The organism is Pseudomonas sp. Lz4W (assembly GCF_000346225.2).
Lineage (GTDB): Bacteria > Pseudomonadota > Gammaproteobacteria > Pseudomonadales > Pseudomonadaceae > Aquipseudomonas > Aquipseudomonas paraversuta.
Genome location: NZ_CP017432.1, coordinates 256,419 through 277,338, shown reverse-complemented (window position 1 = coordinate 277,338; position 20,920 = coordinate 256,419). Strand labels below are relative to the sequence as shown.

The window sequence follows — 20,920 nt, the reverse complement described above, 5'->3', positions numbered from 1 at the left end:
GCCAGCTCCCGCGATGACAGCCGGCCAGCGCCTGCTGTGTTCCTGTCAGCTCTGGCAGCGCGGGCAGAACACGCTGGCGCGCTGGCCCAGCTTGACCTCGCGCAACTCGGTGCCACAGACCTTGCAGGGCTGGTAGCCACGCCCGTAAACAAACAGCTCTTGCTGGAAGTAGCCAGGTTGTCCGTCGCCCCCGATAAAGTCGCGCAAGGTGGTGCCTCCACGCTCAATCGCCGCGGCCAGAATCCGCTTGATCTCGATCGCCAGCTTCAAATAGCGCGCCCGTGAGATGCTTTTGGCTTCGCGACGCGGATCAATGCCGGCAGCAAACAGCGCTTCAGTCGCGTAGATATTGCCCACGCCCACCACCACTGCGTTATCCATGATGAACGGCTTGACGGCCATCGAACGCTTGCGCGACAGCTGAAAAAGCCGCTCACCGTCAAACAGATCGGTCAGTGGCTCCGGCCCAAGGCGCAGCAGCAATTCATGGTTCAGCGGGTCGAGGCTCCAGAGCATCGCACCGAAACGTCGCGGGTCGGTGTAGCGCAATGCCAGGCCCGACTCCAGCTCGATGTCCACATGCTCGTGCCTGGCCGCCGGCAGCCCGGCCTCTACCAGGCGCAGGTTGCCCGACATGCCCAAATGGCTGATCAGCGTCCCGACTTCGGCGTTAATCAGCAGATACTTGGCGCGCCGCTCCACCAGCACGATCTTCTGCCCCGACAGACGCACATCCAGGTCTTCCGGGATCGGCCAGCGCAAACGGCGCTCGCGCACAATCACCCGGCTGACCCGCTGACCTTCAAGGTGCGGGGCAATGCCCCGGCGGGTGGTTTCGACTTCAGGTAATTCAGGCACGGGAGGCTCCTGCGAGACTAGTGGGCACCCAATTCGCGAATGCTTTCTTTAAGGTTGTCAAAGTCGTAGTCGGACAGACCAATGTAGTCCAGCACCAGGTGCCGGATGCTGTTCCATTCATGGTCTTCACGCTGGTTGCCCAGCACTGTGTGCGAGGCACAGATATGTTCGGCCATCTTGAGGATCGCCAGCAGGTTTTTAAGCTGGCTGTTGCGCGAAGAGTCGTCGCTGAAAATCGCCAGGGCATTGTGGTGATTGGCAATCGCCTCTGTAAGATGCGCAGGCAGACGCCAGGATTTTGCCGTGTAGTAGCCGACCACCGCATGGTTGGTATTGAAATGCCGGTTTTCAGTGTCAACCACACGGCTGCCAGTCCCGGCATTGGCATAGCCCTGTTCCAGTACCCGCATGTAATCCGGGAAGCGCTTGAGCATCAACGGGATGCCACAATCGTGAAACAGCCCCAGGGCATAGGCTTCATCCAGCGCCTGGGTGCCCGTGCGCTTGGCCAGGGTCAGGCTGGTCATTGCCACGTCCTGGGCCGTGTCCCAAAACCGGTTAAGGGTCACGATGGTGTCGTCTGTCATCTCGCCCTTGATCGACTGTGCGTTGATCAGGTTGATCACGGTCCGGCTGCCGAGCACCGTGACTGCACGGCGGATCGAGGCAATCTTGTTGCTCAGGCCGTAATACGGCGAGTTGACGATTTTCAGCAGTGCCCCGGACAGCCCCGGGTCCTGGGCGATCAGGCCGGCTATCACTTCCAGATCCGGGTCCGGCATGTATTGCTCCATCTGCAAATCCACCATGATTTGCGGTTGGGGCGGCACGCTGATGCCTTGCAGGGCAAGGCTGATCTGTTCGGATGAAAGCTCTGGGGGCATAACGACGCACTCTGAATTGGACGGCGAGTCTAGCGGAAATTTCTGGCCATTTGCGCACGTAATCCGACGCAATACCGCGAATCAGCTGAGCTTGCAGGGTGCGTCTAAGGCTATAATCGCGCCCTTTTCAATACCCGGAGCGACGTCATGTCCCTGCCAAGCCTGCGCCTTAAAGCCAATGCCGATCGACGCCTGCGCGCCGGCCACTTGTGGGTCTACAGCAACGAAATTGATGTAGCCAACACCCCGCTGCACGGCTTCAAGGCCGGCGACCAGGCCGTGCTCGAAACAGCCGGCGGCAAGCCGCTGGGCATCGTTGCCATGAGCCCGAACAACCTGATCTGCGCTCGCCTGCTGTCGCGCGACATCAAATTGCCGCTGGACAAATCGCTGCTGGTACACCGCCTGAACATGGCTTTGTCCTTGCGCGAGCGCCTGTTCGACAAGCCTTACTACCGCCTGGTTTTCGGCGATTCCGACTTGCTGCCGGGCCTGGTCGTAGACCGTTTCGGCGACATTCTGGTGGTTCAGCTGGCCTCGGCCACCATGGAACAGCACAAAGACGACGTGATCGCGGCACTGGTTCAAGTCATCAAGCCAAGCGGCATCCTGTTCAAGAACGACTCGGCTGCCCGTGACGCTGAAGGCCTTGAGCGTTATGTCGAAACCGTCTTCGGTCTGGTGCCGGAATGGGTTGCGCTGGAAGAGAACGGCGTGAAGTTCGAAGCGCCGGTCATGGCCGGCCAGAAAACCGGCTGGTTCTACGACCACCGCATGAACCGCGCCCGCCTGGCGCCGTACGTTAAAGGCAAAAAGGTTCTGGACCTGTTCAGCTACATCGGTGGCTGGGGTATTCAGGCTGCCGCTTTCGGCGCCAGCGAAGTGACCTGTGTCGATGCCTCCTCGTTCGCCCTGGACGGTGTTGAGCGCAACGCTGCTTTGAACGGTTTTGCCGAGAAAGTCACCTGCATGGAAGGCGACGTATTTGAAGCCCTGAAAGAGCTCAAGGCCAACGAAGAGCGTTTCGACGTAATCGTGGCCGATCCTCCGGCCTTCATCAAACGCAAAAAGGACCTGAAGAACGGCGAAGGTGCTTACCGCCGCCTTAACGAGCAAGCCATGCGCCTGCTCAGCAAGGACGGGATTCTGGTCAGCGCATCGTGCTCGATGCACCTGCCGGAAGACGACCTGCAGAACATCCTGCTGACCAGCGCCCGCCACCTGGACCGCAACATCCAGTTGCTGGAACGCGGCGGCCAGGGCCCGGATCACCCGGTGCACCCGGCGATTGCAGAAACGCGCTACATCAAGAGCATCACCTGCCGTTTGCTGCCTAACAGCTAAGACGCCTGAATCGCTGGCAAGCCAGCTCCCACAGTGGAAATGCCCTGAGCATATCTCGTGGGAGCCGGCTTGCCGGCGATGACTCAACATCCTGCAAACTGAGTCGTCTGCCTCGCCGGAAGTCCGGCTCCCACAGGGGTGTCCTAGTTAAGGCTGCGGCGGTATCTCCGGTTGCGGGCTCAGTTGTTCATCCCCGGCCTGCAGCGATTGATAACGCGGCTTCACCACTTTCACCTTGCCCTGGCGAATCATCTCAATCATCTCCAGCGGGTTTTCGACACCTGTATAGGTGCCTGCACGCTGCCATTTGCCCTGCGCATCACGCTTGAAGAAGTACAGCGGATCAGACCAGCTGTATTTGGGTAACTGCAGCACTTCGTCCTGCCCGTCCTGATCCAGATCGACCGCCCACATGGCACATCCCGGGTACAGGCACTGCTGCCCGCCAATGCCGGGGTCGTTGAACTGCTCGCTGCCTTCCACGACAGGCCCGATCCACTCCAGAAGCCGCCCATCGGAGTCCCGCGCACCTTTACCGGCCTGGGCATCCTTGAGCCGTTTCAACAGAACTTCGCGCGCGGGTTCTGCCAACACCCGGCCCTGCTCGACTTGCTCCAGCAATGCCTCGAACGCCTGCTTGCCCGGTGGCCCCAAGCGATAGAGCAAAGTGTCGGCATCAAAGCTCTCTACCGGACTTTTAGCCTCCAGCACGCGCTTTACCTGATTGCTGGCGCTGATCTGCAACGGACTGAACCACGGGGTATGAATCGCCAACAGCAGTACCACGCTGAGCAACGCAATCAGCGGGTTGCTGATGCGCAGGCTCCACAACCACTGACGCTGAGGCACCACCACCGCCCAGGCCGCGGCAAGGGTATGAACCAGCATCACCGCCACCAGCAACATCGCCAGAATGCGGCTGGGGGTCAGGCCATATTGTTCGATTCGCAGCCAGCTCGAATACCCCGCCAGCAGCACCAGTACCGGCAAGCACAGCAGGCACAGGTCAACCATGCGCAACAGCCATCGCGGATAACCGCTGCTCTGCTCGCCGACCTGGAACACGCCATTGAGCAGAAACAGATTGGCCGCCACCAGACACAGCATGATCGGCGTCGAATAGCCGGTGGCCCAAATGGGCTGCAGCCCGGTAAATAGCAGGGCCAGGGTGAAGACAATGGCAATCAGCGAACTCAGGGGCAGCAGAAAGCGGCACAAGGTCAGCAAAATGCCGCGTAACAGACCGATGACACGATCGTTGTCGCGGCCCATCTGCAGGCCCAGGGCAAACACCATCATCGAACTGATGCAGATAAACCCGGTGGTGGAAAACAACTGATTGAGCGCCACAATCCCGAGCATCTTGAACAGGCTGCCCCACAACAGCAGCAGCGCCCAAAACACGCCGTTCAACAGCAAGCCCAGCAACACGATAAACACCGTGTCCCAGGCGTGGCGGAACAGGTCTTCGTAGCGCGGGAAGCGCCCTTCGCGGCTCGGCCAGCTGAGGATGAAAGCCGTCACTATATAAGTGATCACCACGGCAAAGCAGACCCAGGTGCCGGTCAGCCAGCTGCTGCTGCGCAAACTGTCGCCGCCCTCCCAGTACACCCAGGCGCTGATGGCGCTCATCACCAGCGTCAGCCCAAGCACCAGCCAGGCCGTACCGCGCTGACGCACGTCTGGCCCCAGCAGCACCAGGTTGATACCGCCGACCAATACCGCAGTGGCCAGGGCAAACTGGAGCCCCGGCTCGGTCAGGGCGCTCGCCAGCCATAGCAGCAGCCCTTGCGCCAGGCCAATGACCAGGCAGGTTCGCACGGATCGGTTGAGGGTCAGCATACGAATGTCCTTATCGAAAAATCATGCCTGCACTCTATAGCCTGAACACTGCCAACGCCTACCGGCCCGCCAAATGCAATGACTCCTCACGCAGGCAGCCAACCCTCTACCCCATTCCCTCCCGCCGCCAGCCGTGTAGAATCGACGGATTCATCGCCAATCATCCCCGGCGGGTTTATGAGCTCAGGCCCTGACGCGCGGCGATCCCGCAGCGTTAACGGCAGCTTGCTGACACGTGGTCATTTTCTGTGTAGTCCGCCAGTCATTAGAAGCTCACTTCCCTGTTTGTTACCTGATTAGCCGCCCGGAGTTGTTCCATGCCTGACTATCGTTCGAAAACCTCCACCCACGGCCGCAACATGGCCGGTGCCCGCGCTTTGTGGCGCGCCACGGGGATGAAAGATGCCGACTTCAAGAAGCCGATCATCGCCATTGCCAACTCCTTTACCCAGTTCGTACCCGGCCACGTCCACCTCAAGGACATGGGGCAACTGGTAGCCCGCGAGATCGAGCGCGCCGGCGGCGTTGCCAAGGAATTCAACACCATTGCCGTGGATGACGGCATCGCCATGGGCCATGACGGCATGCTGTATTCGCTGCCGAGCCGCGAGATCATCGCAGACTCCGTCGAGTACATGGTCAACGCTCACTGCGCCGACGCCATCGTGTGCATTTCCAACTGCGACAAAATCACCCCTGGCATGCTGATGGCTTCTTTGCGCCTCAACATCCCGGTGATTTTCGTCTCCGGCGGGCCGATGGAAGCGGGCAAAACCAAGCTCGCCAGCCACGGTCTCGACCTGGTAGACGCCATGGTCATCGCCGCCGACTCCAGCGCTTCTGACGAGAAGGTTGCCGAGTACGAGCGCAGCGCCTGCCCTACCTGCGGTTCGTGCTCCGGCATGTTCACCGCCAACTCGATGAACTGCCTGACCGAAGCCCTGGGCCTGGCGCTGCCGGGCAACGGCACGGCGCTGGCGACCCACAGCGATCGCGAGCAACTGTTCCTGCAGGCAGGCCGCACCATCGTCGACCTGTGCCGTCAGTACTACGTCGAAAACGACGAAGCGGTACTGCCGCGCAACATTGCCAACTTCAAGGCATTTGAAAACGCCATGACGCTGGACATCGCCATGGGCGGTTCGACCAACACCATCCTGCACTTGCTGGCAGCAGCCCAAGAGGCCGAAATCGACTTCGACCTTAAAGACATCGACCGTCTTTCGCGCCACGTACCGCAGCTGTGCAAGGTGGCACCGAACATCCAGAAGTACCACATGGAAGACGTGCACCGCGCAGGCGGCATTTTCTCCATTCTCGGTTCGCTGGCCCGCGGCGGCCTGCTGCACACCGATCTGCCGACCGTGCACAGCAAGACCATGGCCGAAGGTATCGCCAAATGGGACATCACCCAGACCGACGATGAAGCTGTTCACACCTTCTTCAAGGCCGGCCCGGCCGGTATCCCGACGCAAACCGCGTTCAGCCAGTCGACCCGCTGGGAAACCCTGGATGACGACCGTGAAAACGGCTGCATCCGCAGTGTTGAGCACGCCTACTCGCAAGAAGGCGGCCTGGCCGTGCTGTACGGCAACATTGCGCTGGATGGCTGCGTAGTCAAAACCGCAGGCGTCGACGAATCGATCCACGTGTTCGAAGGCAACGCCAAAATCTTCGAAAGCCAGGACAGCGCCGTGCGCGGCATCCTGGCTGACGAAGTCAAAGCCGGTGACATCGTGATCATTCGTTACGAAGGTCCGAAAGGCGGCCCGGGCATGCAAGAGATGCTCTACCCGACGTCCTACCTGAAATCCAAAGGCCTGGGCAAAGCCTGCGCCCTGCTCACCGATGGCCGCTTCTCGGGGGGTACTTCGGGCCTGTCCATCGGTCACGCTTCGCCGGAAGCGGCTGCCGGTGGCGCGATTGGTCTGGTACAGGACGGCGACAAAGTGCTGATCGACATTCCGAACCGCTCGATCAACCTGTTGATCAGCGACGAAGAAATGGCCGCTCGCCGCGTCGCCCAGGACCACAAAGGCTGGAAGCCGGTGGAAGTGCGTCCGCGCAAAGTCACCACCGCCCTCAAGGCCTACGCCTTGCTGGCCACCAGTGCCGACAAAGGCGCGGTACGTGATAAGGCCCTGCTGGACAAGCTGGTGCCATAAGCCGACGCGTCAAACAAAAATCCCGGCCATGTGCCGGGATTTTTTATGCCCGATACAAATCCATTTGTGGGAGCCGGCTTGCCGGCGATAGCAGTACCGCGACCCGATCGCCTGAATCGCTGGCAAGCCAGCTCCCACAGGGAGGGCAGAGTCCCTGCTTTTATGTTCAGCATGAATCCACTGTGGGAGCCGGCTTGCCGGCGATAGCAGCTCCTCGACCCGATCGCCTCAATCGCTGGCAAGCCAGCTCCCACAGGGAGGGCAGAGTCCCTGCTTTTATGTTCAGCAAAAATCCACTGTGGGAGCCGGCTTGCCGGCGATAGCAGCACCTCGACCCGATCGCCTCAATCGCTGGCAAGCCAGCTCCCACAGGGAGGGCAGAGTCCCTGCTTTTATGTTCAGCATGAATCCACTGTGGGAGCCGGATTGCCGGCGATAGCAGTACCGCGACCCGATCGCCCGAATCGCTGGCAAGCCAGCTCCCACAGGGTAGGCAGAGTCCCTGCTTTTATGTTCAGCATAAATCCACTGTGGGAGCCGGCTTGCCGGAGATAGCAGCACCGCGACCCGATCGCCTCAATCGCTGGCAAGCCAGCTCCCACAGGGTAGGCAGAGTCCCTGCTTTTATGTTCAGGACAAATCCACTGTGGGAGCCGGCTTGCCGGCGATAGCAGCACCGCGACCCGATCGCCTGAATCGCTGGCAAGCCAGCTCCCAAAGGGTAGGCAGAGTCCCTGCTTTTATATTCAGGACAAATCCACTGTGGGAGCCGGCTTGCCGGCGATGCGGATCGATTCAAGCCAGCTACTCCCAAAGGGTTGTGCAAGCCTGTTACTGGATCTGGTCCGGTTTGACGATCACCCAGTTCTTGTCCGCAGTCACCGGCAACCCTTCCCTGGCCTGGGCCGCCGCGTTTTGGGCCATCATGCCTTCCAGCTGGGTCATGTATTTGTCCTTGCGGTTGATCCACAGATGAATCCCGCCTTTGGCCACGTCCACCCCGTGGAACAGCATGTAGCCGTCACTGGTCGGGGTGTCGCCGCCCACCAGCACCGGTTTTTTCCATTGGTCGATGTAGGTCAGGATCGCCGCCTGCTTGCCCGCCATCCAGGTAGCCGGGGTCCAGAGATAAGGCGTGAGTTCCAGTCCGAGGTTGGCCTTTTCGTTGTAGGTACCCGCGCTGATCTGTTTACGGGCCGTGGTCAGCTCGCCGGTCTTGCGGTCTTTGAGCAAGGTGCTCACGCCAATCACGTTCTGCGGTTTGACGTTGTACCCGTACTTGGGGTCTGCCGCGACCATGCGCACCAGTTCTTCCGAGGCGGCCGTCATCACGTAAACCTCGATGCCATTCTCCATCAGCTTGTTGAACAGCTCGACCTGGCCGGTAAACACCTTGGGCGGCTGTACCTCTGAAGTCTTGAGCGCGTCACCTTCGAAGTAAGTCACCGGCACCGGCTTGCCCGAGGCCATCAACTCGTCAACGTAGCCCTTGAGTTGCTGCAGGGTGAACCCGGAAAACACCTGCGCCACCCAGGGGTAGCAGACCATGTCGTCAACTTCGCACAATCGGTAGTAATAGCTGAACAGGCTCTCCTTGTGCTCGGCCGTGTCTTTGAAAGGGATCAGCTTGAGTGACGGGTCAAGGCTGTCACGGGTGATCAGGCCGCGGTTTTCCATATAGGGCAGCAGCGCTTCTTCCAGATCGTTGCGATAGCTGGTGTTGTCCATGTCAAAAACTGCAAAGTTACCCTTGTTCGCGTTTGCGGCGATCATGGCGTCCAGCTGTTTGGCCTGATCAGCCGGCCAGTGCTTCAAATCAGTGGCCAGGGCCTGGCCGGCAAGGCCCAGACACAGGGTTGCAGCGATCAACTTTAGACTCAGGTTCATCAGCTATGCTCCTATTTAAAGGCATCGACGCTAACAAACCTGCGTGACAGTTTTAACGTGAGCGCGACCGTTGACGTTCTAATAGCGCCACCGCCTTATTCCCAAAACCTAGGTACTCATTCCACAACGGTATATTTGCAGATATATCAACCTGTTAGGATTTCCGGTTCGAAATCGCTACAACTCAAGACTGGTACAAGTCGTCCCTCGGAGCTTTCATGAATTTCCCGCTGATCCTCAATCTGCTGGTGTTCCTCGCGTTGCTGTTCGGCTTGTCGCTGACCCGCCATACCGCGTGGAGCCTGGCGAAAAAAGTCTTGTTGGCGCTGGTTATCGGCGTGCTGTTCGGCCTGGGCCTGCACCTGGTCTACGGTGCCGACAGCACGACCCTGAAGACCTCCATCGGCTGGTTCGATCTGGTCGGCAGCGGCTACGTGCAATTGCTGCAAATGATCGTGATCCCGCTGGTGTTCGCTTCGATCCTGAGCGCCGTGGCGCGACTGCATAATGCCTCTTCCCTGGGCAAGATCAGCTTTCTGACTATTGGCACTCTGCTGTTCACCACCATGATCGCAGCCCTGGTCGGGATCGGCCTGACCAACCTGTTCGGCCTGACGGCCGACGGCCTGGTGGCGGGCGCGGCTGAAATGAGCCGCCTGCACGTGATCCAGAGCGATTATGCGGGCAAGGTTTCGGACCTCAATGTGCCGCAACTGCTGCTGTCGTTCATCCCGCAGAACCCGTTTGCCGACCTGGCCCGGGCCAAGCCTACGTCCATCATCAGCGTGGTGATTTTCGCTGCGTTCCTGGGGATTGCAGCGCTGCAACTGTTCAAGGACGAGCCGGAAAAAGGCGGGAAAATCCTCAGCGCCATCGACACCCTGCAAGCCTGGGTAATGCGCCTGGTGCGCCTGGTGATGAAGCTGACCCCTTACGGTGTGCTGGCCCTGATGACCAAAGTGGTCGCCACATCCAACCTGCAAGACATCATCAAGCTAGGCAGCTTTGTGGTGGTGTCCTACATCGGCCTGGCGCTGATGTTTGTCATCCACGGCGTAATCGTGTCGATATCCGGGGTTAACCCGCTGCGCTTCTTCCGCAAGGTATGGCCGGTTCTGACCTTTGCCTTCACCAGCCGTTCGAGCGCGGCCAGCATCCCGCTGAGTATCGAAGCACAAACCCGTCGCCTGGGGATTCCGTCCTCGATCGCCAGCTTTGCCGCCTCGTTTGGCGCCACCATCGGTCAAAACGGCTGCGCCGGTCTGTACCCGGCCATGCTGGCGGTAATGGTTGCGCCGACAGTGGGCATCAACCCGCTGGACCCGGTGTGGATCGCGTCGCTGGTAGCGATTGTGACCTTGAGTTCGGTCGGCGTGGCAGGCGTGGGGGGCGGTGCTACCTTCGCCGCCCTGATCGTGCTTCCGGCCATGGGCTTGCCGGTATCGCTGGTGGCGTTGCTGATTTCGGTCGAACCCTTGATCGACATGGGCCGTACGGCACTCAACGTCAGCGGTTCGATGGTAGCCGGTACGGTGACCAGCCAGATCCTGCACCAGACCGACAAGGCCATTCTGGCTGAAGACGATCACGGTGACCTGGCCCACGCCTGAACACCGCATCGCCCTGCAGGAGCTCGCTCCTGCAGGGCAGGTGCAACCCCTCAGATTTTTTCCCACACCTCAAAGCTGAACGCCGGTTTGTCATCCACCGCCGGGTGCGGCTCGTTCGATACCAGCTTCCACTGCGCCTGATCAAACTCGGGAAACCACGCATCGCCTTCCGGGCTCAGCCCCACCCGCGTCAGGTACAAGCGGTCGGCATCTGCCAGCCCCTGGCTGTACAGCTGCGCGCCACCGATCAACATCAGCTCGCCCACGCCCTGCTCTTTGGCCCACTCTTCAGCGCGCTCAACCGCGGCCTCCAGTGATGCAAAAACTTCGGCACCTTCGAGCTGCAGACCGGTCTGACGACTGACCACCAGGTTCAAGCGGCCCGGCAACGGGCGGCCCAGGGAATCCCAGGTCTTGCGCCCCATGATGATCGGCTTGCCCAGGGTGGTGGCCTTGAAATATTTGAAATCCGCCGGCAAATGCCACGGCATGCTGTTGTCGACGCCGATCACGCGGTTTTCACCAAGTGCCGCGATCAGGCTGAGGGGGAGTGATTTTTTCATGGGCGCGAGGATACCAGAGCCGCCCGCGCCAGCAGTACCCGGTCCGACGTAACAGCGGGTATGCTCTTGGCTCACTTGAATGGAATGTCGCGTGACTCAACTTTCCCCCCTGCACCGCCTCTGGCTGACCGAAACCGTGCGCCTGCGCGAAGAACACGCTGGCCCGCTGGATGATCTTGAAGCCAGTCGCCGCGCCCGCACGGGCGGCGGTGATTTATCCACACGCCTGCAAAACCGGGCCCTGTGGCTGGCCGAACGCGATGGTTTACTCAGCGCCATGCAGCATTGGCTGCAAGGTGCCCGGCTGGCGTTACTGGTGCTGGCCGTACTGGCCGTGATCAGTGGCGCCGGGCTGGCCTTTGCCGCCCTGGGCGACGGACAAAACCCGGTCAATGTGTTCTGGGCACTGGGCAGCCTGCTCGGGCTCAATCTGATTCTGCTGCTGAGCTGGGCACTGGGCCTGCTGTTTGCCGGTGAACACGGCGCCAGTCTGGGCCGCCTCTGGTTGTGGCTGAGCGAAAAATTCGCCCGCGACGCCAAGGCCGCGCAACTGGCGCCGGCGTTGCTGCTGTTGCTGCAACGCCACAGGCTCAATCGCTGGGCACTCGGCTCGCTGGTCAATGGCCTGTGGCTGCTGGCAATGCTCAGCGCACTGCTGATGATGCTGTTGCTCATGGCCACCCGCCGGTATGGCTTCATCTGGGAGACCACCATTCTGAGCCCGGATGTGTTTGTGGCGGTGACCCGCAGCCTCGGCGCACTGCCGGGCTGGCTGGGGTTCGGTGTACCGACGGATGAGATGATCCGCGTCAGCACTGACACCCGCTACAACAGCGAATTGCTGCGTCAGGCCTGGGCGGTCTGGCTGGTGGGCATCGTGCTGTTCTACGGGGTAATACCGCGTCTGCTGCTGGCGACGTTCTGCCTGTGGCGCTGGAACCACGGGCGCAACGCCCTGCAACTGGACCTCAACCTGCCGGGTTACAACCAGCTGCGCGAGCGCCTGATGCCCAGCAGCGAACGCCTCGGCGTCAACGATCTGGCCCCCGAACAACTGCACAACGTGCAGGCCGGGCATACGGACTTGCAAACCGATGGCGCGCTGATTGTGGCCATCGAACTGGACGATCAACACCCCTGGCCGCCCAAATTGCCCGCCACGGTCAAGGACGCCGGCATCCTCGACAGCCGCGAATCCCGGCAAAGGCTGCTGGAGCAAATGACCCGCTTCCCGCCGGCCCGCCTGGCCATTGCCTGCGACCCGCGCCGGTCCCCGGATCGCGGCAGCCTGGCGCTGATTGGCGAACTGGCACGCAGTGCCGCCCAGACCCGCATCTGGCTGCTGCAGGCACCGTCCGGCCAGGCGCTGGACGCTGACCGCCTGAGCGACTGGCATAACGCATTGCAACAACTGGAGCTGCCGTTCGCCACCAGCGCCCCCCTGAACTGGCTGGAGACAGGCCATGACTAAGCCACTGACCCTGGCCGTGGTCGGCCATACCAATGTCGGCAAAACCTCGTTGCTGCGCACCCTGACCCGGGATGTCGGCTTTGGCGAGGTGTCCCATCGACCCAGCACCACCCGCCATGTCGAAGGCGCGCGGCTGTCGGTGGACGGCGAACCGCTGCTGGAGCTGTACGACACTCCCGGCCTGGAAGACGCCATCGCCCTGCTCGACTACCTGGAGCGCCTCGACCGTCCCGGCGAACGCCTCGATGGCCCGGCACGGGTGGCACGGTTTCTGGAAGGCAGCGAGGCGCGCCAGCGTTTTGAGCAGGAAGCCAAAGTCCTGCGCCAGCTGCTGGCCTCGGACGCCGGTCTGTATGTGATCGACGCCCGCGAGCCGGTGCTGGCCAAATACCGCGACGAACTCAGTGTGCTGGCCAGTTGCGGCAAGCCGCTGCTGCCGGTGCTGAATTTTGTCAGCAGCCCCCAGCATCGCGAACCCGAATGGCGCGAAGCCCTGGCCCGCCTTGGTCTGCATGCACTGGTGCGGTTTGACAGCGTGGCCCCGCCCGAAGACGGCGAGCGTCGACTGTACGAAAGCCTGGCGCTGCTGCTGGAACATTCACGCGAGGCCTTGCAACGCCTGATTACCGACCAGCAGGCACAGCGCGAGGCACGCAAACACAGCGCCCTGCGCCTGATTGCCGAATTGCTGATCGACTGCGCCGCCTGTCGACGCAGTGTGGTCAGCGAGAAAGCCGCCGAGCAACAGGCCATCAACGAACTGCGCCAGGCAATACGGCAGCGGGAACAGCGCTGCGTTGAAGCCTTGCTCAAACTCTACGGCTTTCGCGCCAGCGATGCTGCGGCCAGTGATTTGCCGTTGCTGGACGGCCGCTGGGGCGATGACCTGTTCAACCCCGAAACGCTCAAGCAACTGGGGGTTCGCGTGGGCAGCGGGATTGCCGCCGGCGCTGCAGCCGGGGCGGGAGTGGACTTGATGGTCGGCGGCCTGACGCTGGGTGCGGCAGCGCTGGCCGGAGCCATAGCTGGCGGCGCCCTGCAGACCGCGCGCAGCTATGGCAGCCGCTTGCTGGGTAAATTCAAGGGCCAGCGCGAACTGACCGTGGACGACAGCGTGCTGCGGTTGCTGGCTCTGCGCCAGCGCCAACTGCTGCATGCATTGAATGCCCGTGGGCATGCGGCGGTGGACAGCATCAAGGTTGCCACCCCGCAGGACAAGACCTGGCGTGAAGGCAAACTGCCGCAAGAGCTGAACAAAGCCCGTGCGCACCCGCAGTGGTCATCGCTCAACCCGCACCCGAAACTGAGCCAGAGCGAGCGCCAGGAGCAGATCGGGCTGCTGGCCCAACAGATCTGAACCCTGCCCTCTGTAGGAGCAGCCGGTCGACGCTCGATTGCTCGCGAGCTCTTCATGACCGTAGATTAAAAGCTCGCGAGGCAAGCTCGCTCCTACAGGTCATGGGCAAAAGGTCAAAAGGTCAAAAGGTCAAAAGGTCAAAAGGTCAGCTGGCCAACAGCCGCACTGCCTTGTCCTTGAGAATTTGCAGGTCGATGACCGGCACCTGCATCTGCTTGGCCTGTTCGTCCCAGACCCGCATCCGCAAGCTGAGCTGGCACAGCGGGTCTTGCTCGAAGGCATCGGCTTCTGACTCGCTCATCACCCCGCCCTGGTAGCCCAGGGTACGAATGCTGGCTTCACTCAACAGCTGGTAATAGCCCGGTTGACGCAGGGTCAGGTAGCGCTTGGCCTGCACGTGGTACTCCACCAGCTTCGCCATCCGCTCGCTGAAGCCTGCGCGGCGCAAGTAATCAGCCCCGACCCGTTCATGACTGACCACCCCATAACCGCCCATGTTCTTCGCATCTTTGCCACACAAGTGCCCGATATCGTGAAAGAACGCAGCGAGCACCACTTCATCGTCACAGCCTTCAGCCAACGCCAGCTGTGCGGCCTGGGACATGTGTTCGATCTGCGACACCGGCTCGCCAATGTAATCATCAGCGCCGTACTGGCGGTACAGGCCAAACACCTCTTCCACCACTTGCTGCGCCTCGCTCATCACACCTCCTCCAGCAGCCGGGCAATATTGCCTTCAGCCATGGCCGGGCCCACGCTCATGCCCACTCCGGTTTGCATCAGGGCGGCATTCAAGCCGGGGGCTACCTCCAGCCAGGTGAACGGTTTGGCCCCCCGGGCACCATAGACCCCCTGCCAGCGTTCAACCACCTGCACTTCACAGCCAAGGGTTTGCTCGCACAGTTGCAGCATCCAGTTGTCCACCTGTTCGCCGTTGAACGGTGATGGATCGCCACCGTAATCGTGGGAATCACCGATGATCAATTCGCCGTAAGGTGTCGGGCTGACCAGCAGATGAATCCCGTGCCGGTCCAGATGCGGGCTGTCGCGCAGGATCTGGGCCTGTACCGCTGCCGCTTCCGGCAAGTCGGCAAAGGCGCCGTAATGCACGCAACTGAGGCCGGTCATCAGCGCATGTTGCAGCAGCAAATCAATTTTTGGTCGTACACGCAGCATTTGCAGGCGGCAGATCGTCGGCTCGAGGCGGGCCAGCGGTTCAGCCAGCAGGGTCAGGTAGTCATGCCCCGAACACACAATCACCTGGGCGCCTTTAAAGCTGCCGGCAGTGGTATGGACCAAGCCTGGTTCGACTTCGCGGACCAGAGTCGAGAAGTGAAACTCGACCCCAAGCTCCCGTTGCAGGTACTGGATCAACGCCGGGATTGCTTCGCGTGAGTACAGCTGCAGGTCATCCAGCCCGTGCAGTGCGGCGCGATGATGGCTGAACTGGCCATCGTAGAGGCGCTGCATATCGGCGCCCCGCAGGAGCTCGGCGCGGTAGCCGAATTCAGGGCCACGGCCCTGGCAGAAGGTGTGCAGAAGATGCTCTTCGGCCTCGGTACGGGCGAACAGGTACGAACCGTTTTGCTTGAGATCAAAGCCCGCATGCTGCGCCCAGCCGGTCCAGATTTCACGGCTGGCGCGGGCCAGATCCAGCATCACGCCCGGCGGCTGGCCCGTCACCAGCGCCATGCCGAAATTGCGCACCGAGGCCCCCAGCGGGGTGCTGGTGCGCTCGAAGACCTGAACCTTGAGCCCGCGCCTGGCCGCCGCATAGGCGTGGGACAGCCCCAGAATACCGGCGCCGACGATAAGGATTGTTTGAGTCATAAGCATGTCCTGATGGAGCGGGCTTCTGTAGGAGCAGCCGGTCGACGCTCGATTGCTCGCGATTTCTTCATGACCGCGATTAAAAGCTCGCGAGGCAAGCTCGCTCCTACGGGTTTTATTTGCTGAGAAGTTACTGCGCCACTTTCTCGGACTTGCCGTCATAGCGCTTGCGCCATTCGGCCAGGATGCTGTCACGATTCTGCGAGGCCCAGGCGAAGTCGTTCTTGATCAGGCGCTGTTCGTAGTCCGCTGGCAGTTCGGTCTGCGGCTTGGCGATGCCGGGTTGCGCGAGTACGGCGAAGTTCTCTTTATAAAGCTCCATCGCTGCCGGGCTGGCAGAGAAGTCGGCCAGCTTTTTCGCCGCCTCTTCATGGGGCGTGCCCTTGATCACCGCGGTGGCTTCGATTTCCCAGCCCAGGCCTTCCTTGGGCAACACGATATCCAGCGGAGCACCCTGGCGCTTGAGTTGCACCGCCGGGTATTCGAACGAAATACCGATCGGGAACTCGCCAGAAGCCGCCAGTTTGCATGGCTTGGAGCCGGAGTGAACGTACTGGCCGATGTTCTGGTGCAGGTCATCCATGAACTGCCAGCCCTGTTTCTCGCCGAAGGTTTGCAGCCAGGCACTTACGTCCAGAAAACCCGTGCCCGAGGACGCCGGGTTGGGCATCACGATCTTGCCCTTGTATTCCGGTTTGGTCAGGTCCTGCCAGCTCACCGGTTTGCTCAGACCCTGTTTTTGTGCCTCGATGGTGTTGAAGCAAATGGTTGCGGCCCACACGTCCATCCCCACCCATGCCGGTGGATTGGCTGGATCGCGATAGTTGGCGCCGATCTTGGCCAGGTCTTGGGGCGCATAGCTTTGCAGCATGCCCTGCTGATCAAGTATCGCCAGGCTGGAGGCGGCCAGCCCCCATACCGCATCGGCTTGCGGGCGGGCTTTTTCCGCCAGCAGCTTGGCGGTGATGATGCCGGTGGAGTCGCGCACCCACTTGATCTCAACGTCCGGGTTGGCCTTCTCAAAAGCCTGCTTGTAGGTTTTCAGCTGCTCGGCTTCGAGGGCCGTGTACACGGTCAGCTCGGTTTTGGCAGCAAAGGCGTTGAAGCTAAAAGCAGTGAGGACAGCAGCGGCAAGGGCAAGCGGCTTGAACATGGTGCGGTTCCTTTTGGTTGTAGAGGGCAGGCTTTGATGGGCGCGGATCATTGCGCAGGTACGCCCTGGCGCCAGGCCTGGGAGCGGCGTAACAAGCCGCGTGAAGCCCAGGCCAGCAGCAGGGACACGCCCGCCGAGGTGAACAGAATCAGGGTCGACATGGCCGCCGCGCCGCCAACATTGCCGGCGTCGTCCATGTTCAGCACCGCCACCGCCGCGAGGATGGTGTCGGGGCTGTAGAGAAAGATCGCCGCCGACACCGTGGTCATGGCCGAGACGAACAGGTAGCGCACGATGTCGAGCAACGCGGGCAGACAGATGGGAACGGTGACGCGCCAGTAGTGGCGATACAGCGGCGCCTTCAGTGACAGCGCGGCCGCTTCAAACTCACTGTCCAGTTGCCGCAGCGCGGTGGTCGCGGTCATTTGTGCGGTGGTCAAATAGTGAGCAATGGTGCACACCACCAGCAGCGTCATGGTTCCGTAGAGCACATGCAGCGGATTGCCCGGCAGGTTGAAAAAGAACACGTAGCCCAGACCCAGGACCAGCCCCGGTACCGCCATGGGTACGAAACTGAGCATGCGCAGCGCCAGGTTCAGGCCTTTCTGGCCTTTGCTCTTTTCCATCAGGTAGGCGCCGGTGAAAATCAGCACGCTACCGATCAGTGCCGCGCATAACGCCATGGTCACGCTGTTGCGGTAGGCCAGCCAGCCCCCGCCTGCCGTATTGTTGAACTGGTAGTGATTGAGCGACAGCGACAGGTTGTACGGCCAGAATTTGACCAGTGACGAGTACACCGCCATGCCGAACACCAGCACCAGGGTGGCGCAAATCAGCAGCACAATGGCCAGGTAGCAGCGGTCGCGGACTTTCGAGGGCAGCGGCTTGAAGACCTGGGCCCGACCGCTCATCGAGTCGCCATGCTGACGGCGCAGCCAGGCATCCACGGCGAAGCTGAACAGCGCTGGCAACAGCAGCACCATGCCGATCAAGGCACCGCGGCCGAATTGTTGCTGTCCGACCACAGCCTTGTAGGCTTCCAGCGCCAGCACCTGGTAATCGCCCCCCACCACCACCGGTACGCCAAAGTCGGTGATGGTCAGGGTGAACACCAGACAGAAGGCGGCGAACACCGCCTGGCGGGTGCCCGGCCAGGTGATGCTGCGAAAGGCTTTGAAGGGCCCCGCCCCCATACTCGCTGCGGCGTCGAACAAACGCGCATCAGCCAGGGACAGCGCGGACAGCAGAATCATCAGGGCGTGGGGGAAGGTGTAAATCGCCTCGCCCAGCACGATGCCCCAGAAGCCATAGATATTGTCCGAAATCAGCCCGCGCAACATGCCCTGATTACCAAACAGGTACACCAGGGCAATGCCCGGCAACATCGACGGCGCCATCAGCGGCAGCAGCGAAAGACCGCGCCAGATGCGCTTGCCGGGGATCATGGTGCGTTGCAGCGCGTAGGCAAAGAGGTAGGCCAGCGGGACGACAATCGCCGCCACACTCAGGGATACCTTGAGGCTATTACCCACCAGCCAGTGAAAATTATCGCTGGTAACCAGCTCCCGCGCTGCCACCCAGCCACCACCCTGACCATCCTCGGCGCTGAAGCCGCGCCAGAAGATCGCCAGCAATGGCATCAATACCGCCACACCCAGCAGCAGCAAGAGCAGCAGCTTGCCGCCGACCACGAAAATCCTGTCGCCGAGTTCAGCGCTGGAGGTTTTGGCTATCACTTTGCCGGGCACTGGCAGGGCCATTTCAGCGGCCATCTCAGGCAAACACCTGCAAGCTGTTCGGCGGCAGGGCGACAAAGATGTCCGGAGCGCCAAGGCGCGGCAGATCCTGGGTGCCGACTTCGGCAGTGAGTGCATGGCCTGGCAAATGATTGAGCTCAAAGCTCATGCGGCAGCGATTGCCAAGAAAGGTGATCTCGCGCACCCGCGCCGGGAACAGGTTCTCCTGGTGCAGCAGCGGGTTCACGCTGATGGTTTCGGGGCGGCAGAACAGGCGGCCCGATGCAGCACGCCCGGCGTCGTCCGCCAGACGCATGTTCATGCCGCCGACCTGGGCGTGGGTGGCGCTGTTGCGCTCAAAGGGCAACCAGTTGCCTTGCCCGACGAACTCGGCCACAAAGGGCGTCGCCGGCCTGTCGTAGATTTCCTGCGGCGTAGCGTATTGCTCGACCTTGCCGTTGTTCATCACGGCAATGCGGTCGGCCATCAACATCGCTTCGTCCTGGTTGTGGGTCACCATCAACGTGGTAATGCCCAGGCTGCGCTGCAGTTGGCGCAGTTCGGTACACAGATGCTCACGCACCCGGGCGTCGAGGGCCGACATGGGCTCGTCGAGCAACAACAGCGAAGGTGACGGCGCCAGGGCTCGGGCCAGGGCTACCCGCTGCTGCTGGCCGCCGGAGAGCTGGCCGGGGAATTTCTTTTCGCTGCCGGTCAGGCCCACCAGCTCGAGCATGGCTGCCACCCGCTTGCGCACCACGTCGCGATTGCTACCGGCCAGGCCGTAGGCGATGTTGGCTTCGACTGTCAGGTTGGGGAACAGCGCGTAGGACTGAAACAGAATCCCGTAATCACGAGCTTGAGGTGCGAGGTCAGATACATCGCGATCACCCAGATACAGCACACCGTTGTCCTGGCGTTCGAGCCCGGCGATGCAGCGCAGCAGGGTGGTCTTGCCGCAGCCCGAAGGCCCGAGCAGGCACACCAGTTCGCCAGCGGCGACCTCCAGCGACACATCATCCAGCGCATTGAAAGCGCCAAAGCGTTTGCTCACATTGCGCACCTTCATCGGTACGCCCGGTTGGGTAAAAGCGGTTGCGTTCGAGCTGTTCATGGATGCACCTCATCAAGCAGATGGGGGTCATCCTAGAGACGCAATGCGTACAGAATGTGGCAAGAACGCAAAATCAGCCGATAGGGGTATTGGTGGATTTTGGATACAGAGCCCCACAGATTCCCGCAGGAGCGAGCTTGCCTCGCGATACAGGTAACTCGGTTAACCAGTCAAAACGAGGTGATTCGATCGCGAGGCAAGCTCGCCCCTACGGTTTTTTTTGTATGGGCTCAGGCCGGGGCCATTTCCTGCGCCAGGCCCAAAAAGGCTGCCGGCAGCCGCGCCGATTTGCGCTCTTTGAGGCAGTACAGATATTCCGCGATCTGCGGCGCACCTTCGAGGGTCAGCACCCGCAATTGCGGATCGTGGGGCACTTCCTGACGGGCAATGATGCTGATCCCGATGTTGCGCAACACCGCCTCGCGAATCGACTCCCGACTGCCGATTTCCAGCAGCGGACCAAAGCCCACACCGGCGCCGTCCAGCAGCTGCTCCGTGAGTTTGCGGGTGGTCGAACCCTGTTCGCGCATCAGCAGACAATGCCCGGCCAGCGCGCTGAGCGGCACGTGTTCGAACTTGGCCAGCGGGTGATTGCGATGCACCGCCAGCACCAGCGGGTCGGTGCCCAGAGTCCGGCGAATCAGCCGTGGATCCTCCACCAGTTGCGACGAAGCGGCGATATCAACCCGGTACTCGTCCAGCGCTTCGAGCACTTGCTGGGAATTGCCGATGTCCACCGACACGGCAATTTGCGGCAGTCGCTCGCGAAAGTTTTTCACCAGATCGAGGATGTAGTACGGGGCAGTGGCCGCGATGCGCAAGGTGCCAGTGCCCTGACCACTGTTGCGTAGAAAAAACTCGATATCGCCCTCTTGCTGAATCAGCGCCTTGACCATCGGCAGCAAACGCACGCCGTCATCGCTGAGGGTCAGGCGCCGCCCGCCGCGGTAGAACAACTCCACCGCGTACTGGCTTTCAAGCTGGCGAATCTGTGTGGTCACGGTCGGCTGACTGAGCCCGAGCTTTTTCGCTGCCTGAGTAATGCTGCCCAATTGGGCCACCCGGTAAAACGCTTTCAGCTCGGCACTCAGCACTGCGGCCTCTCA

At 61.3% G+C, this 20,920-nt stretch carries 16 protein-coding genes; 5 read left to right on the top strand and 11 right to left on the bottom strand.

What is annotated here, in order from left to right:
- Window positions 1-45: 45 nt before the first annotated feature.
- Together mutM and B195_RS01290 are read right to left on the bottom strand one after the other, a co-directional pair.
- On the bottom strand, window positions 46-858 hold the full coding sequence (gene mutM, locus B195_RS01295; RefSeq protein WP_004419758.1) for a bifunctional DNA-formamidopyrimidine glycosylase/DNA-(apurinic or apyrimidinic site) lyase: 813 nt from the start codon (window positions 856-858) through the stop codon (window positions 46-48).
- Between the two features lie 17 nt (window positions 859-875).
- The gene (locus B195_RS01290) at window positions 876-1,688 is read right to left on the bottom strand and encodes an HDOD domain-containing protein (RefSeq protein WP_177412988.1); all 813 of its coding nucleotides are present in this window, start codon (window positions 1,686-1,688) and stop codon (window positions 876-878) included.
- A 201-nt stretch (window positions 1,689-1,889) separates the two neighbouring features.
- On the opposite strand from B195_RS01290, the gene B195_RS01285 reads away from it, so the two are divergent.
- On the top strand, window positions 1,890-3,086 hold the full coding sequence (locus B195_RS01285) for a class I SAM-dependent rRNA methyltransferase (RefSeq protein WP_004419762.1): 1,197 nt from the start codon (window positions 1,890-1,892) through the stop codon (window positions 3,084-3,086).
- Between the two features lie 147 nt (window positions 3,087-3,233).
- Here B195_RS01285 and B195_RS01280 read toward each other — a convergent pair whose 3' ends face one another.
- Entirely contained in the window at window positions 3,234-4,928 is a 1,695-nt protein-coding gene (locus tag B195_RS01280) for a DUF4153 domain-containing protein (protein WP_004419764.1), read from the bottom strand.
- Window positions 4,929-5,245: 317 nt separating this feature from the next.
- Between B195_RS01280 and ilvD the strand changes: the two genes are divergently transcribed.
- On the top strand, window positions 5,246-7,093 hold the full coding sequence (gene ilvD, locus B195_RS01275; RefSeq protein WP_004419765.1) for a dihydroxy-acid dehydratase: 1,848 nt from the start codon (window positions 5,246-5,248) through the stop codon (window positions 7,091-7,093).
- An 831-nt stretch (window positions 7,094-7,924) separates the two neighbouring features.
- Here ilvD and B195_RS01270 read toward each other — a convergent pair.
- Window positions 7,925-8,980 (bottom strand): hypothetical protein, encoded by a 1,056-nt coding sequence (locus B195_RS01270; RefSeq protein ID WP_003444524.1) that lies wholly within the window; start codon window positions 8,978-8,980, stop codon window positions 7,925-7,927.
- Between the two features lie 218 nt (window positions 8,981-9,198).
- Between B195_RS01270 and B195_RS01265 the strand changes: the two genes are divergently transcribed.
- Entirely contained in the window at window positions 9,199-10,590 is a 1,392-nt protein-coding gene (locus B195_RS01265) for an L-cystine transporter (RefSeq protein WP_003444526.1), read from the top strand.
- A 50-nt stretch (window positions 10,591-10,640) separates the two neighbouring features.
- Here B195_RS01265 and B195_RS01260 read toward each other — a convergent pair whose 3' ends face one another.
- A complete protein-coding gene (locus B195_RS01260; RefSeq protein WP_003444527.1) occupies window positions 10,641-11,153 on the bottom strand; it encodes a dihydrofolate reductase in 513 nt (170 codons plus the stop codon).
- Window positions 11,154-11,244: 91 nt separating this feature from the next.
- Here B195_RS01260 and B195_RS01255 point away from each other — a divergent pair, with 91 nt between their 5' ends.
- Together B195_RS01255 and B195_RS01250 are read left to right on the top strand one after the other, a co-directional pair.
- A complete protein-coding gene (locus B195_RS01255) occupies window positions 11,245-12,624 on the top strand; it encodes a DUF2868 domain-containing protein (RefSeq protein WP_003444528.1) in 1,380 nt (459 codons plus the stop codon).
- Window positions 12,617-13,981 carry a GTPase/DUF3482 domain-containing protein gene (locus tag B195_RS01250; RefSeq protein WP_003444529.1) on the top strand — a complete coding sequence of 455 codons (1,365 nt, stop codon included), beginning with the start codon at window positions 12,617-12,619 and terminating at the stop codon, window positions 13,979-13,981. The genes B195_RS01255 and B195_RS01250 overlap by 8 nt, the downstream gene beginning before the upstream one ends.
- A gap of 145 nt (window positions 13,982-14,126) precedes the next feature.
- Here B195_RS01250 and B195_RS01245 read toward each other — a convergent pair whose 3' ends face one another.
- From B195_RS01245 to B195_RS01220, 6 genes are all read right to left on the bottom strand, one after another.
- Window positions 14,127-14,684, bottom strand: coding sequence for a phosphonate degradation HD-domain oxygenase (locus B195_RS01245; protein ID WP_003444530.1), 558 nt, complete (start codon window positions 14,682-14,684; stop codon window positions 14,127-14,129).
- On the bottom strand, window positions 14,684-15,811 hold the full coding sequence (locus B195_RS01240; protein WP_003444531.1) for a TIGR03364 family FAD-dependent oxidoreductase: 1,128 nt from the start codon (window positions 15,809-15,811) through the stop codon (window positions 14,684-14,686). The genes B195_RS01245 and B195_RS01240 overlap by 1 nt, the downstream gene beginning before the upstream one ends.
- A 130-nt stretch (window positions 15,812-15,941) precedes the next feature.
- Complete coding sequence (locus B195_RS01235) at window positions 15,942-16,964, bottom strand: putative 2-aminoethylphosphonate ABC transporter substrate-binding protein (protein WP_003444532.1); 1,023 nt, start codon at window positions 16,962-16,964, stop codon at window positions 15,942-15,944.
- A gap of 47 nt (window positions 16,965-17,011) precedes the next feature.
- On the bottom strand, window positions 17,012-18,736 hold the full coding sequence (locus tag B195_RS01230) for a putative 2-aminoethylphosphonate ABC transporter permease subunit (protein ID WP_003444534.1): 1,725 nt from the start codon (window positions 18,734-18,736) through the stop codon (window positions 17,012-17,014).
- Window position 18,737: 1 nt separating this feature from the next.
- Window positions 18,738-19,814 (bottom strand): putative 2-aminoethylphosphonate ABC transporter ATP-binding protein, encoded by a 1,077-nt coding sequence (locus B195_RS01225; RefSeq protein ID WP_003444536.1) that lies wholly within the window; start codon window positions 19,812-19,814, stop codon window positions 18,738-18,740.
- Window positions 19,815-20,044: 230 nt separating this feature from the next.
- The gene (locus B195_RS01220; protein WP_003444538.1) at window positions 20,045-20,908 is read right to left on the bottom strand and encodes a LysR family transcriptional regulator; all 864 of its coding nucleotides are present in this window, start codon (window positions 20,906-20,908) and stop codon (window positions 20,045-20,047) included.
- Between the last annotated feature and the right edge of the window lie 12 nt (window positions 20,909-20,920).

Coding starts and splice junctions, on each gene's coding strand:
- B195_RS01285 (WP_004419762.1), top strand. CDS start 1,890: ATGTCCCTGCCAAGCCTGCGCCTTAAAGCCAATGCCGATCGACGCCTG.
- B195_RS01280 (WP_004419764.1), bottom strand. CDS start 4,928: ATGCTGACCCTCAACCGATCCGTGCGAACCTGCCTGGTCATTGGCCTG.
- ilvD (WP_004419765.1), top strand. CDS start 5,246: ATGCCTGACTATCGTTCGAAAACCTCCACCCACGGCCGCAACATGGCC.
- B195_RS01270 (WP_003444524.1), bottom strand. CDS start 8,980: ATGAACCTGAGTCTAAAGTTGATCGCTGCAACCCTGTGTCTGGGCCTT.
- B195_RS01265 (WP_003444526.1), top strand. CDS start 9,199: ATGAATTTCCCGCTGATCCTCAATCTGCTGGTGTTCCTCGCGTTGCTG.
- B195_RS01260 (WP_003444527.1), bottom strand. CDS start 11,153: ATGAAAAAATCACTCCCCCTCAGCCTGATCGCGGCACTTGGTGAAAAC.
- B195_RS01250 (WP_003444529.1), top strand. CDS start 12,617: ATGACTAAGCCACTGACCCTGGCCGTGGTCGGCCATACCAATGTCGGC.
- B195_RS01245 (WP_003444530.1), bottom strand. CDS start 14,684: ATGAGCGAGGCGCAGCAAGTGGTGGAAGAGGTGTTTGGCCTGTACCGC.
- B195_RS01240 (WP_003444531.1), bottom strand. CDS start 15,811: ATGACTCAAACAATCCTTATCGTCGGCGCCGGTATTCTGGGGCTGTCC.
- B195_RS01235 (WP_003444532.1), bottom strand. CDS start 16,964: ATGTTCAAGCCGCTTGCCCTTGCCGCTGCTGTCCTCACTGCTTTTAGC.
- B195_RS01230 (WP_003444534.1), bottom strand. CDS start 18,736: ATGGCCGCTGAAATGGCCCTGCCAGTGCCCGGCAAAGTGATAGCCAAA.
- B195_RS01225 (WP_003444536.1), bottom strand. CDS start 19,814: ATGAACAGCTCGAACGCAACCGCTTTTACCCAACCGGGCGTACCGATG.